Genomic DNA, 13,165 nt, shown 5'->3' on the forward strand with positions numbered 1-13,165 from the left:
CCTATCCAATAACCCCTAACCCAACACACTATGAAAAACATCAAAATTGAAATCAAATGGGCGCTGATCTTTGTAATTATGCAACTTTCATGGATGGTTCTTGAAAAGGTATCAGGGCTACATGATGTCCATATTGACAAGCATGCCATTTTCACCAATGGAGTAGCCATTTTGGCTTTTTTGGTCTATGCCCTTGCTTTCTTAAACAAAAGAAAGAACTTTTATCATGGTAAAATGACTTATTTACAAGGATTCGTTACCGGTTTATGGATTACCCTTTTTGTCACTTTACTAACGCCAATCACCCAATATATCACCTCCTATTGGATAAGTCCTGAGTATTTCTCCAATATGATAGCTTATAGTGTAAATCAGGGAAAAATGAGTCAGGAGGAAGCAGAATCCTTTTTTAATTTTAACAGTTACCTAATGCAAAGTACGGTTTTTGCTCCTGTTGCCGGATTAATCACCAGTGCTATTGTGGCTATCTTCACCAAGAAGTCTTAGACGGCTGAAAATTTAGAATGAAGAGTGGAGAGTAAAGGATGAAGGATGGAAAAATGATGAGTGAGGAATTTGTAAGCTTGTAATGATTAGTTCCAGATTCATAATGATACTTAAAACTTAAAACCATTAAGAAACCCAAAAATTGATTAATGAATCGGAAAGATCTATTAAGGTGAAATTGTCCTACCTGAGGCAAAATTCAAACGAAATAATTCCGTGAAAATAAACAAAAAGTGTATCTTGGTTTTTTAAAATATTTCAAAAACCCCAATTAATAATGGAACCCAATAAAAAAGACAATTCAGGCCAAAGCCGAAGAGATTTTATAAAAAATGCGGCCCTTGCTTCTTCGATATTCATTGTTCCACGCCACGTACTCGGTGGTGTCGGATTTACTGCTCCTTCAGACCAATTGAACCTGGCAGCCATTGGTGCGGGCGGTAAAGGTATCAGTGATATAAAAAATGCTTCGGTCAATGGAAGGGAAAGGGTGGTAGCATTATGTGATGTTGATTTTTCGGGATCTGCCAAGCAATCTATTGAGAATTTCCCCAATGCCAAATTGTATGCTGATTACAGGGAAATGTTGGATAAGGAAAAAGATCTTGATGCTGTTACCATTTCTACTCCAGATCATGTCCATGGTCCTGCTGCAAAATATGCCATGGAAAGAGGGAAGCATGTTTATGTGCAAAAACCTCTGACCCATAATATCAGGGAGGCTAGAATGCTTACTGAATTGGCAAGGGAAAAGAAAGTAGTCACTCAGATGGGTAATCAAGGCGCCTCAAATCCTCTATTGGGTATGGTCCAAAAATGGGTTGACAGTGGAAAATTAGGTAAAATATCCAAAGTACAAATATGGACCAATAGACCTGTTTGGCCTCAAGGTTTTGCTTTCCCCAAACCTGATCCAAGCCAAAAACCGGAAGCCTTAAACTGGGATTTATGGTTAGGCCCTGCTCCGGAGATCCCTTATACTCCAAATCTTCATCCTTTCAACTGGAGGGGTTGGTGGGATTATGGAACCGGAGCATTGGGTGATGTAGGCTGTCATTTGATAGATATTCCTTTCAGAACCTTAGGACTACATTATCCAATGGCTGCTGAGTGCAGCGTTGGTACTGTATTTACCAAAATGTGGACTCCTGACTATCATCCTGAAGGATGTCCTGCTTCTTCCTTTATCACCATCAATTTTGCAGCCACAGATAAGAGCAGATCTCCCATTGAAATGACTTGGAGCGATGGGGGAATTAGACCCTCAAGACCTGAAGCAATCCCTGCAGATCATGATATGGGCGGCACTAACTCAGCCAATGGTGTTCTAATAATTGGAGAAAATGGAGTGATTTCCACAAACATCAACGACAGTTCCCCTTTGATGCCAAAATTATACATGAACGACGGTCATACAGAATTTGGACCGGAAAAAGAAGATATGGAAGAGCCTGAATATGGCCACCAACGAAAATGGGTAGATGCCTGCAAAGCAGGATTTGGAAGTAAAGAACATAAGGATCTTACCTCTTCCTTTGATTATGCTGGGCCAATGACAGAAACGGTTTTAATGGGAAACCTCGCTATCAGAAGCTATATGTTACGTAAAGAAAACAGCAGGGGTCAAATGGAGTTTTTTGGAAGAAGAAAATTACTCTGGGATGGAGATAAAATGTTGATTACCAACCTAGAGGAAGCCAATCAATTTGTAGGAAGGCCTTACAGGAAAGGATTTGAAGTATAAATGAGCGCGGGTATCAAAGCCCGCGTTTCTTTTTACAAGCCATCTTTGCAAAATATGAAACAATCCCTTGTTCACATCGCATTAGTAGTCAATGACTATGATGAAGCCATAGATTTTTACACCAAAAAACTCAAATTCATCCTAACTGAGGACACTTACTTATCCGAAACAAAAAGGTGGGTTATTGTCACTCCTCCAGGTGGTGGCGGTGCTTCCCTTTTATTGGCCAAAGCTAGCAATTTGGAGCAAAAAAGCAGAATTGGAAATCAAACTGGCGGAAGGGTATTCCTCTTTCTTCATACAGATGATTTTGAAAGGGATTTTAAAAATTTACTGGTTCATGATATAAATATCATTAATGGTCCAAGGGATGAAATCTATGGCAAGGTGGCAGTTTTCGAAGATCTGTATGGTAATCAATGGGATTTAATCCAACCTTCCAGATATAAGTAAAGACCCAATTCATCTTTTTATTTAAGAATTCATGGCTCAGCACAATCCTTCTTCTCCAACTATCTGGACTGGAAGACATTCAGATACCAAAGAATATTGGTATCAAATGGTCAAATGTCTTCCTGACCAAAATATTCCAAACTTGAAAAATTCCAGAACAGTAGTCATTTTGGGCTATGTAGGTGACGAGGGGGTTAAAAGAAATCAAGGTAGGATAGGGTCAAATAAAGGGCCTGAAGCTATCAGAAAGGTAATGGGTCCCATGGCCTACCACCTGTCTGAAACCGTTAAAATCTTTGATTTGGGTAATGTTTTTACCCAGAATCATGACATGGAATCAAGCCATGAAATGATAAAGGATATGCTATCAAAAATTATAAAAAATCGGGCTTTCCCTATAGTTCTAGGAGGAGGTCATGATCTTGCATACCCACATGGAAGTGCTCTTTTTCAATATGTTCTCGAAAAAGGAGAAAAGCTCGGAATAATTAATTTGGATGCCCATTTTGACCTCAGACCTTTTATAAACGGAAAGGGGCATTCAGGTTCTCCTTTTTTCCAGTTGGCAGAAAAATATCATTCAGAATTCCATTACCTCTGTTTGGGAATCCAAAGAGCAGGCAATCCCATCTCCTTGTTTGAAACGGCCACAAAAAAGGGGGTAAACTGGATTGAAATGGAAGATTTTTATTTGGAAAATTGGGAGCAAATAAAAAATCAATTGGATAGCTTTTGCCAAAATGTGAATAAAATTTATCTCTCAATTGATTTGGATGGTTTTTCCTCTGCTTACGCTCCAGGAGTCAGTGCCCCCTCCCCTATGGGATTTTCTCCCGAAATTGCAATGAAAGTATTAGACTTTATTGCCCGTTCCGGTAAGCTTTTGAGCATGGATGTCGTGGAACTTAACCCGGATTTTGATCAAGATAATTCCACTGCCAGACTAGCCGCAAGATGCATTGAATTTATCGTAAGAAAGATGTATTAAAAAGGCTAATTTCTAATTGAAATCACCTGATTTTCTGATCTTAATCATGTTTTGGCTGCCTGTTTTTTGGTAACTTTATCATGCTGCAAAATAAATGTTTAACACTTAAACATATTTAACCATGGGTGCAATAACTAAAAGAGACAGAGGTTTTTGGCCAAAAATGGTTCAAGACTTCTTCGGGGCTGAAAACCCTTTTGAGGTAGATGAGAAATTCTGGTTCCCTGAAAAAAGCATTGAAATTCCTTCCGCAAATGTCATTGAGAATGACAAAGAATTTAAGTTGGAATTATCTGCTCCGGGTTTTGACAAAAAAGATTTCAAAGTTGAGGTAAATGATGGAATTCTGAACATCAGTGCTGAAAAAGAAAAAAAATTTGAGGAAGAGAAAGAAAATTACCGTAAAAAAGAATTTTCCTATTCCAGCATCAGGCGTTCCTTCCGCTTACCTGAAACAGTGATGGATGAAAAAATAGATGCAAAATATGAAAACGGCATCCTAAATGTTGTGCTTCCTAAAAATGACAAAGAAGGCAATAAGCCCAAAAAAACCATCACAGTCAATTAACCGGATTTTTCTCAAAGGTTAAGCTCCAATCTATATAGGTTGGAGCTTTTTTAATGATGTCCTGATTTCTCAGCTGGTTTCATCCCTAAAATAACAAACATAAACCCAAATGGATGGAATCTTTGAAAAAGTTTTGAACTGTTAAAATATACCTTCCGATTATTTCCATTATTTTGGAGATAAATTTATTTCATCCAAGTTTCCGAGGGTATCATGACCTTAATCAGAAGAGCGTTTCTTTCAATGGCTTTTTGTATATCATTACAAATATCTACCCATGCACAGACCTTTAGGATTTTTGAAAAACCAATCCTTTTCAATGAAGAAAGAGCTGCCTTATCCTTGGAATATCTTAAAAAAAGACATGGAATTGAACAAGAAACAGCAACAATTGATCCTACAATGGTAGTGGTCCATTGGACAGCAGTACCGACTTTAGAAGCAACCTTTGATATTTTCAATCCGGTACACCTTGGAGGAAGACCTGATTTGAACAGCGCAAGCAATTTAAATGTCTCTGCCCATTTTTTGGTAGACAGAGATGGTACTATTTTTCGCCTTCTCCCTGACACAACTTTTGCAAGACATACTATTGGATTGAATTACACTGCCATTGGAATTGAAAATATTGGAGGCCCTGATGCCCCATTGACAAAGGCACAGCTGAAATCCAATGCAGAATTGATCCGATATTTACATAAAAAGTACAAACTTAGCTATGTCATTGGCCATCATGAATATTATGCATTTAAGGGCAGTGATTTGTGGAAAGAAACCGATCCAGATTATCTTACACAAAAACAGGATCCTGGGGATAAATTCATGAAAAAACTGAGGAAAAAATTAATAGACCTAAATTTCAAATACAAACCATAATCAGCTATGAAAATAAATTTTTCATTGTCCGCTTTTTTTAAATGCCTGATTTTCGGCATTAGCATTTTGCTTATTTTACAATCCTGTAAATCCAGTCAATCAACAAATTCTGATGCCATATCTGAGAGAATCCGAAAATCCGGTACTTTGGCAGATGGCACACTGTATGTAGATAAAACTTATACCAATACAAGTGGTAGATTAGATTACAGAATGTTTGAAATGGAATTACCTGAAAACCCAAGGGAATTCCGTGGAGTTTGGATTGCGACAGTTGCTAATATCGATTGGCCTTCCTCAGCCACTGATCCTTATGAAAAACAAAAAGAAGATTTTTTAAAGTTACTGGACTATTACAAATCACTGAATTTTAATACGGTAATTGTACAAATAAGAGCAGCAGGAGATGCTATGTATCCTTCTAGATTTGCACCTTGGTCAAGATATCTTACTGGCCAGGAAGGCCTAAAACCACAAACCAATGAAGATCCACTTTCATGGATGATTCTGGAAACCCATAGGAGGGGAATGGAGTTTCATGCCTGGCTGAATCCTTACAGGGCCACAATGAACCTTGATACTGCATCCCTCAGTCCAGAACATGATTTTTACAAAAACAGGGATTGGATGGTAAAATATGATACAAAATATTATTACAATCCCGGTTTACCTGAAGTTCGGGAACATCTGATCAATATCATTCAGGAAGTTGTTAAAAACTATTTGGTAGACGGTATTCATTTTGACGATTATTTTTATCCTTATAAAGTGAACGGTGCCAAGTTTGATGATGAAATAGCTTTTGAAATTTATGGTATGCCAGATCAAAAAATTGAAGATTGGAGAAGGGAAAATGTGAGTTTATTGATATGGGAAGTAAGCGAAGCAATTAAATCCCAAAAGCCATGGGTGCAGTTTGGCGTTTCTCCTTTTGGCGTATGGAGAAATAAAGACAAAGATCCACTGGGTTCAAAAACCAATGCTTCTCAGACAAACTATGATGACCTATATGCAGATGTTTTATCTTGGATGAGGTTTGGTTGGATTGATTATTTAATACCTCAAATATATTGGAGTATGGATTATAATTTGGCCCCCTATAGGGAATTGGTCAGTTGGTGGTCCCAAAACAGTTTTAATACCAAAATTTATGTCGGAAACGGACCTTATAAGGTAAGAGAGAATTCAGATACTGCATGGAATGATCCAATGGAAATACCTAACCAATTAAGTTTATCAAAGGTCAGTCCGAATATCTATGGGAATGCCTTTTTCAGTGCAAAGTCTATGTATTTAAAAAACAGGGATGTTGCAGATTTGATCAGGCAAAACCATTTTAGGTTTCCTGTTTTACCTCCTATTTCCATCAGAAACCCGGTAAGCCCTGAACCATTGCCTACTCCAAATCTGATTCTTCATGGAGATGGATATGCATTCCAATTTGAAAGAATAATCAAACCTGATTACAGATTTGCTTTGATTTATACCGCTCCAACTTTGGAAGATTTGATGGAAAGGGCAGAAAACACCAAATTCCAAAAAACATATCTAGATGATAATGACAGGTTTGTGATTCCAATTTTATCCCCTAATAACCAAAAATTTATAGCCTTGAGCTTTATTGATAAATTTGGTTCAGAAACAAAACCGTTGGTATTCGAAATTCAAAGTAACATCCTCAAATAGGCGCCATGAAAGACATGTTGGTCCGATTGATTGACTTACCGGATATATCTGATCTAGAAATGAATTTGGGTAAGGACAATATCATGTTCAGAAAACCCATTCCCCCTGAAAAATCGTTTGTTATGGATTGGGTGAAAAATCATTTTGGTCAATACTGGATGAATGAGGTTGATGCCGCATTCTCTTATCTTCCAGTAAGATGTTTTATTGCCCAGCAAGAAAATGATATTTTAGGTTTTGCCTGTTTCGAATCTACCTCAAAAAATTTTTTTGGCCCAACAGGAACTTTAGATTCCATGAGAGGGAAAGGAATTGGAAAAGTTTTATTGGTCAAAAGCCTTCAGTCACTCAGAGAAATGGGTTATGCCTATGCAATTATTGGAGGGGTTGGACCAGTCGATTTTTATAAAAATACCGTCAATGCAGTTGTAATTGAAGGTTCTGAATCCAGTATTTACAACCATCTTCTCCGAAAAAAGAAATGAGCAAAGCGGTGAAAAACAATCCCTGGTTTTGGGTACCCCCACTTTATCTCACAGAAGGGATCCCTTATGTTCTGATTATCACCGTATCAGTAATCATGTATAAAAATCTGGGTATTGACAACTCAGATATTGGTCTTTATACCAGTTTACTTTATTTGCCATGGGTAGTCAAACCACTTTGGAGCCCATTTGTTGACCTGTACGGCACAAAAAGAAAATGGTTCCTGGTCATGCAATTGGTTTTATCGCTTTCTTTCCTTGGGGTGGGATTGGCCTTGCCTACCAATCAATTTTTCGTACTAAGTTTGGCTTTTTTCTGGGTGGCTTCCTTTGCTTCAGCTACAAATGATATCGCTTCAGACGGTTATTATTTACTTGCTTTAAAAGAAGAGCAGCAATCCTTTTTCATAGGTTTAAGAAGTACTTTTTATAGAGTGGCCATGGTTACAGGACAAGGCTTATTTGTAATTTTTGCAGGATATTTAGAAACTAGATATGGAGACAATACAAAGGCATGGTCTCTTACTATGGTAATGATTTCCGCTTTAATGTTTGTTTTGACTTTTATTAACCTCTTTACCACTCCTAATATTGAACAATCCAAAAATTACGAAAAGGAAGAGTCTCTGACATTTGTAAAAGTTTTCATTTCTTTCTTTGAAAAAAGGCAAATTTTGATCGCCTTGGTTTTTATCCTGCTATACCGGTTGGGTGAATCACAATTAGTAAAAATGGCTTCTCCTTTTTTATTGGATAGTCGTTTAGAGGGAGGGTTGGGATTAAGTACCGGAGATGTTGGACTTATTTATGGAACCTTAGGTATCATAGCCCTTTCCTTAGGTGGAATTATTGGAGGTATAGTGATATCAAGGGATGGACTTGGCAAATGGATGTTGCCCATGATTCTTGCATTAAATGTTCCAAACTTCTTCTATTATCTCTTGGCTTATTTCCAGCCGGAATCAGTTTTTTTTGTAGGTCTGGTAGTAGTGGTAGAACAGTTAGGTTATGGGTTTGGTTTTGCTGCATTTATGATGTATCTCATCTATGTTTCTGAAGGCCCCTCGAAAACTTCTCACTATGCCTTGGCGACTGGTTTTATGGCCTTGGGAATGATGATTCCCGGAATGATATCGGGATTTATTCAGGAATGGCTAGGGTATGAGGGTTTTTTTATTTGGGTAGTGATTGCAGCTTTTCCAGGTATTTTTTTGGTAAATTATATAAAGTTTCCATATGATTACGGAAAGAAGAAAAAAGAATAAATAAGTTTTTGTAAATTTATCCCTGTATAGCCCTATAGGTTTGGAGGTCCAAACCGGATATTTGAGTACCCTACTTAAACATTTATACCTCTTTTTATGAATTTAAAAGAAAAAATAGGCCAATTTTTCTTTCCAGCGGCTTTTATACATGACTCGGAGGAAAATATCGCTGTTCTTGAACAAATTATCCGACAGCATCATATTGGTGGATTGACTTTTTTCCATAGCCGACATGCAGCAGCTGCAAATTTTGAGAATAGACAGGAAAACCTTGATTATCATGATACCCTCCAAAAACTTTTGGGCTTAATTGAAAGGTATCAGAAAGCCTCCAGAACACCCTTACTCATCAGCATTGATGCAGAATATGGTCTTGCTATGAGAATAGAAAATACTCCCCAATATCCATATGCTATTACTTTAGGAGCGATACCTGAAAGCCAAAAAGATCTAATTTGGGAAGTAGGTTACCGTATAGGAAAAGATTTAAAACAATGCGGCATTCATATCAATTTTGCTCCAGTCGCTGACATCAACAGTAACCCCAATAATCCTGTTATCGGATATCGGTCATTCGGAACTGATAAAATGAAAGTTAGCCGATTTGCAATGGCGATGTACAAAGGAATGGAAACAGCAGGAGTTTCAGCTTGTTACAAGCATTTCCCTGGACATGGGGATACAGATATTGATTCCCACTTAGGACTTCCCATTATTCATAAGTCAAAGAAGGAACTTATGGAGTTAGAATTATTCCCATATATAGAAGGTATCAAATCAGGACTGAAAATGATTATGGTCGGTCATCTTGCAGCTCCAGCACTTTCTTCAGGAAAAAATATTCCTGCATCAATTTCAAAAGAAATAATCACAGATTTACTAATTGATGAATTGGGTTTTGATGGTATTGTTGTATCAGATGCACTCAATATGAAGAGTGTAAGTGATTTATTCAGAGAACCAGGAAAACTGGAATTGGAAGCTTTTAATGCAGGGGTTGATATCCTTTGTTTTTCCGAAAATGTTTCCGAAGGCATTCAAATGATTGCCGATGAAGGAAAGGAAAAAAGAATTAACCGTTCTTTTGAAAAAATTATGGATCTTAAGAATAGGTTGGGCCTAATGGACAGAAAAACTGTAAAAAATGTCTATTTTGATTGGGATGATCACCATGCATTTAATGAAAAATTGGCCTCTCATTACATTTCAGTCTTGGTGGATAATGATACCGAATCAGATATCATTGACAGCCGCTCTTTTGCAAAGGTGTCTGTTTTCAGTCCTCTGTTCAATCCTTTTTTTGGAGAATTGGACAACCACCAAAGCACGCCTTCATTTGAAATCAATTCTGTAAAAGATTTAGCATGGAAAGACCTCCAGCAATTTGAAAATTTACTTATTGCCCTATATGTACCTTCCGCCAAACCCATAAATCATTTTGGATTGGATATGGAGGTTATGAAAAAACTTGCAGAATTGACAATGAATAAAAAATGTCAACTCTATTTATTTGGGAACCCTTTGGCAATTAAAGAACTGCCAAATAAAAGAAAAGTCTGTAAAATAATCTGTGCTTATCAAAATTTTGAGAACGTCCAAAAAACAGCCGCACTACATTTTTTGGACGAACTCGATACAGAGATTAGATTTGATATGTAATCTTTAATTTCTTGTAAGTATTCTGAATTGATCCATTACTCTGTAAGTGGCTCTGGTAAGATCAGTTTGTATTTCAGGAGACATAAAATCAAAGGCTGCTGCGGTATATCCCTGCCAAATGGTATTTCCTCTTTTATTGTCTATCACATAAATAACCAATAGACCTTCATTTTCCAGATATTTTACCCTATTATAATTTTCATCCTTCTCCCTTTCTTCCTCTTCCATCAACTTTTCCATATCAATATGCTCACTTCTTCTCTCCAACCAAAAATCAAAATTGGGTTGTTCGTACCCTCTATATTTTACAGGATCCCTGAATACTTTATAATTAATTAACAAGTCAGGCTTTTCATCTTGAAACTTAAATCCTTGGGAACCTAACCTATTGGAGATGGTTTTTTCAATGGTTTTGAAATATTCAAGGCTATCTTCAGAAGGGAGATTATTTGGACTTCCCACAAAACCGAAAGTTTTGTACCTTTTAAAATTACCTGAATAATTAAAATCGTATTCAGCAATATAATCTTTCTGGCTCATGCATGAAACAAACATGAAGGTTAGGATTAACAGAGTAAGAGAAGGTTTCATAGTAATTGAAATTAAAGTGGTTTCTACATGTCGTTTCTTTTATTAGGTTAACTTTGAAGGATAAATGATTGTTTTGGAATTTCATTGATAATCAGACTATTTTACGAAATTTATTGTTCTTATTCAAAAATAAATTCAAGAATTGAATCTGATTTAAATGTTTAATTTGATTAAATGATTTAGCTCATAAAATGGATATATTTATTATTGGTGATGTCCATGGTTGTTTCTTCACTTTTCTGAAATTATTAGAAAATTGGGATCCAAAAAGAGAGAAATTAATACAGGTCGGAGACTTGGTGGACCGTGGAAATTTTTCACCTAAGACCATTCGTTTAGCTTATGAAATTCAAATTGCATTTGGAAAACAGTCTATTTTTCTAAGGGGGAACCACGAACAGATGATGGTTGATTACCTGTTGGGGAAAGACCTTATCAACAACTGGAAATTCAATGGTGGAGCGGAAACTTTGATACAGTTTGAGGAAGAAGGAATAAATCCCTATTCCTATCTATCTTGGATTAAAAATCTCCCGCTTTTTTGGGAAAACAAGAAAGTTTTTATTTCTCATGCAGGAATATCTGAACATGCAGCTGATCCCTTTGACCCTAATGATAACGTAGGAGTTTTATGGAACCGAAAACATTTGAAAAACATTGGGAAATTGCAGGTCATTGGCCATACTCCTAGGATTGATGGATTGCCTGAATTTATTAAAAATGCCAATTGCTGGAATATAGATACGGGTGCTTACAGAGGAATTTGTTTGACAGGAATCAAACTAAAAAATGATGGTTCCTATTTAGAATCCATCAGTATACCAACAGACCCAAGGGATATTGATTGAATCATTACAACTGAAAAACCCTATCCACACAATCAGGAACATCTTCCTGATAATGGCTGACATAGATCAAGGTGATCGGTATCAATCCACAAATCTGGTCAATGGTATTTTTGAACAACACCCTTTGGTACTCATCCATTCCTTGCGATGCCTCATCCAATACCAATAAAGATGGCACTTTAATCAAAGCTCTTGCCAAAAGAATAAATCTTTGTTCTTCTAATGAAACTTGCCTTAATAATTTCCCCGCTAAAGTTTCAACTTTAAATAATTTCAACCATTTCATTGCCATGTCCTCTTGCTCTTTATTAACTTTTCTAAATAAGCCCATGGTATCAAATAAACCCGAAAGCACTACTTTTAAACAAGTCTGATTGGCGGGAAAAAATCTCGAAAGTTCAGGGGCTACAAACCCAATTTGCTTTTTAATATCCCAGATACTTTCCCCACTTCCTCTCTTTTTGTCAAAAAGCCAAATATTGTTGGCATAGGCTTGGGGATTTTCACCCAACACAAGACTTAGCAAGGTTGATTTACCAGCTCCATTTTCCCCTTTTAATAACCATTTTTCTCCGGGATTGACTGTCCAGTTGATGTCTTTCAAGATTACCTTTTCACCATATTGTACCTTGATGTTTTCAAGATGAATAATACGTTTAAAGCCCTCCTCTTCATTTTTGGACAATAATCGCTTAAGCAAAAGACCATCAAACCCTTTTAATTGGATTGGAAAAAATTCTGACAAGTCAAGACTTTTCCTTTCCATTGTCTCTTTTACCTTTTTGTCACCCAAGACCGCCACATGGCTTATTGATGCGGGAATTTCATGACTATTGGTTGAAATCATCACATGAATACCGGATTCCCTTATTTCCTGTAGAATCCTATCAAAACTATTTCTTGTCTGAATATCAAGCCCGGTTAAAGGTTGATCCAAAAGCATTAATTTGGGATTTTTCACTAAAGCAGAAGCCATTGCTAAGCGCCTCGTTTCTCCATTGGAAAGTTTGATCAAGGATTTGTCCTTCAAACTTTCTAACTTAAATAGATTCAGTACTTTTTTAATATTCCACTCACCCTTCTGATGGTCCAATCCCAAAAGATATTCTGCAACCGTCAAGGTCTCTTCAGAGTCCATTGAATTGAATCTTTGCTGATAATAAAAATTCTGGAGATTTGATTTATTTCTGAAGGCATATTGCTGAGAAACTATCGCAATTAAGTCCCGAAATGAATGGACTTCTTTTGACTCTTTTTTCTCTTGTTGATATTTTTCGGCAAAAAAACGTAAAATTTCGCCCTTAGTCACCATCGTCCTTCCCAAGATTGTATCCAAAAAGGCTGTCAATTCCACCCCGGAAGAACCAATTATTGCCCAATGTTGCCCTTCCTCCCATTCAAAATCCATATCCTCAAACACAATCTTTTCTAAAAACCTTACTGTAGCATTTCGTATAGAAAGAACTTTCGCCATTTTTATCTCTGATTGGATTTT

Annotated in this window: 13 protein-coding genes; 11 read left to right on the forward strand and 2 right to left on the reverse strand. The window is 36.8% G+C overall.

The features are described from left to right. The first annotated feature begins 30 nt into the window (after positions 1-30). The 10 genes from ACFSKV_RS17790 (at position 31) to ACFSKV_RS17835 (ending at position 10,231) form a co-directional block, all read left to right on the forward strand. On the forward strand, positions 31-507 hold the full coding sequence (locus ACFSKV_RS17790; RefSeq protein ID WP_380805854.1) for a DUF4199 domain-containing protein: 477 nt from the start codon (positions 31-33) through the stop codon (positions 505-507). 277 nt (positions 508-784) lie between these two features. Beyond that, a complete protein-coding gene (locus tag ACFSKV_RS17795) occupies positions 785-2,251 on the forward strand; it encodes a Gfo/Idh/MocA family protein (RefSeq protein ID WP_380805856.1) in 1,467 nt (488 codons plus the stop codon). A gap of 54 nt (positions 2,252-2,305) precedes the next feature. Then, the gene (locus ACFSKV_RS17800) at positions 2,306-2,704 is read left to right on the forward strand and encodes a VOC family protein (RefSeq protein WP_380805859.1); all 399 of its coding nucleotides are present in this window, start codon (positions 2,306-2,308) and stop codon (positions 2,702-2,704) included. A 31-nt stretch (positions 2,705-2,735) separates the two neighbouring features. Further along, entirely contained in the window at positions 2,736-3,692 is a 957-nt protein-coding gene (hutG, locus tag ACFSKV_RS17805) for a formimidoylglutamase (protein ID WP_380805862.1), read from the forward strand. A 121-nt stretch (positions 3,693-3,813) separates the two neighbouring features. Then, on the forward strand, positions 3,814-4,260 hold the full coding sequence (locus tag ACFSKV_RS17810) for an Hsp20/alpha crystallin family protein (RefSeq protein WP_380805865.1): 447 nt from the start codon (positions 3,814-3,816) through the stop codon (positions 4,258-4,260). Positions 4,261-4,473: 213 nt separating this feature from the next. Further along, complete coding sequence (locus tag ACFSKV_RS17815; RefSeq protein ID WP_380805867.1) at positions 4,474-5,136, forward strand: peptidoglycan recognition protein family protein; 663 nt, start codon at positions 4,474-4,476, stop codon at positions 5,134-5,136. A 6-nt stretch (positions 5,137-5,142) separates the two neighbouring features. Beyond that, complete coding sequence (locus tag ACFSKV_RS17820; RefSeq protein WP_380805870.1) at positions 5,143-6,822, forward strand: glycoside hydrolase family 10-like protein; 1,680 nt, start codon at positions 5,143-5,145, stop codon at positions 6,820-6,822. A gap of 5 nt (positions 6,823-6,827) precedes the next feature. Continuing rightward, positions 6,828-7,307 (forward strand): GNAT family N-acetyltransferase, encoded by a 480-nt coding sequence (locus ACFSKV_RS17825; protein WP_380805872.1) that lies wholly within the window; start codon positions 6,828-6,830, stop codon positions 7,305-7,307. Beyond that, entirely contained in the window at positions 7,304-8,572 is a 1,269-nt protein-coding gene (locus ACFSKV_RS17830) for an MFS transporter (protein WP_380805875.1), read from the forward strand. The genes ACFSKV_RS17825 and ACFSKV_RS17830 overlap by 4 nt, the downstream gene beginning before the upstream one ends. Positions 8,573-8,668: 96 nt before the next feature. Then, positions 8,669-10,231: a glycoside hydrolase family 3 protein gene (locus tag ACFSKV_RS17835; RefSeq protein ID WP_380805877.1), complete on the forward strand. Its 1,563-nt coding sequence runs from the start codon at positions 8,669-8,671 to the stop codon at positions 10,229-10,231. A gap of 3 nt (positions 10,232-10,234) precedes the next feature. Here ACFSKV_RS17835 and ACFSKV_RS17840 read toward each other — a convergent pair whose 3' ends face one another. Beyond that, the gene (locus tag ACFSKV_RS17840) at positions 10,235-10,771 is read right to left on the reverse strand and encodes a DUF4136 domain-containing protein (protein ID WP_380805879.1); all 537 of its coding nucleotides are present in this window, start codon (positions 10,769-10,771) and stop codon (positions 10,235-10,237) included. 242 nt (positions 10,772-11,013) lie between these two features. Here ACFSKV_RS17840 and ACFSKV_RS17845 point away from each other — a divergent pair, with 242 nt between their 5' ends. Beyond that, positions 11,014-11,670 (forward strand): metallophosphoesterase family protein, encoded by a 657-nt coding sequence (locus ACFSKV_RS17845; protein ID WP_380805882.1) that lies wholly within the window; start codon positions 11,014-11,016, stop codon positions 11,668-11,670. 4 nt (positions 11,671-11,674) lie between these two features. Here the strand turns inward: ACFSKV_RS17845 and ACFSKV_RS17850 are convergent, their stop codons facing one another. Then, positions 11,675-13,144, reverse strand: a complete 1,470-nt coding sequence (locus ACFSKV_RS17850) for an ATP-binding cassette domain-containing protein (protein WP_380805884.1) — start codon at positions 13,142-13,144, stop codon at positions 11,675-11,677. Between the last annotated feature and the right edge of the window lie 21 nt (positions 13,145-13,165).

Origin of the sequence: Shivajiella indica, from assembly GCF_042683085.1 — a bacterium.
Classification (GTDB): domain Bacteria; phylum Bacteroidota; class Bacteroidia; order Cytophagales; family Cyclobacteriaceae; genus Shivajiella; species Shivajiella indica.

What these genes read in the sequence shown, in the direction of transcription:
- ACFSKV_RS17790 (WP_380805854.1), top strand. Translation starts at nt 31, where the DNA reads ATGAAAAACATCAAAATTGAAATCAAATGGGCGCTGATCTTTGTAATT.
- ACFSKV_RS17795 (WP_380805856.1), top strand. Translation starts at nt 785, where the DNA reads ATGGAACCCAATAAAAAAGACAATTCAGGCCAAAGCCGAAGAGATTTT.
- ACFSKV_RS17800 (WP_380805859.1), top strand. Translation starts at nt 2,306, where the DNA reads ATGAAACAATCCCTTGTTCACATCGCATTAGTAGTCAATGACTATGAT.
- hutG (WP_380805862.1), top strand. Translation starts at nt 2,736, where the DNA reads ATGGCTCAGCACAATCCTTCTTCTCCAACTATCTGGACTGGAAGACAT.
- ACFSKV_RS17810 (WP_380805865.1), top strand. Translation starts at nt 3,814, where the DNA reads ATGGGTGCAATAACTAAAAGAGACAGAGGTTTTTGGCCAAAAATGGTT.
- ACFSKV_RS17815 (WP_380805867.1), top strand. Translation starts at nt 4,474, where the DNA reads ATGACCTTAATCAGAAGAGCGTTTCTTTCAATGGCTTTTTGTATATCA.
- ACFSKV_RS17820 (WP_380805870.1), top strand. Translation starts at nt 5,143, where the DNA reads ATGAAAATAAATTTTTCATTGTCCGCTTTTTTTAAATGCCTGATTTTC.
- ACFSKV_RS17825 (WP_380805872.1), top strand. Translation starts at nt 6,828, where the DNA reads ATGAAAGACATGTTGGTCCGATTGATTGACTTACCGGATATATCTGAT.
- ACFSKV_RS17830 (WP_380805875.1), top strand. Translation starts at nt 7,304, where the DNA reads ATGAGCAAAGCGGTGAAAAACAATCCCTGGTTTTGGGTACCCCCACTT.
- ACFSKV_RS17835 (WP_380805877.1), top strand. Translation starts at nt 8,669, where the DNA reads ATGAATTTAAAAGAAAAAATAGGCCAATTTTTCTTTCCAGCGGCTTTT.
- ACFSKV_RS17840 (WP_380805879.1), bottom strand. Translation starts at nt 10,771, where the DNA reads ATGAGCCAGAAAGATTATATTGCTGAATACGATTTTAATTATTCAGGT.
- ACFSKV_RS17845 (WP_380805882.1), top strand. Translation starts at nt 11,014, where the DNA reads ATGGATATATTTATTATTGGTGATGTCCATGGTTGTTTCTTCACTTTT.
- ACFSKV_RS17850 (WP_380805884.1), bottom strand. Translation starts at nt 13,144, where the DNA reads ATGGCGAAAGTTCTTTCTATACGAAATGCTACAGTAAGGTTTTTAGAA.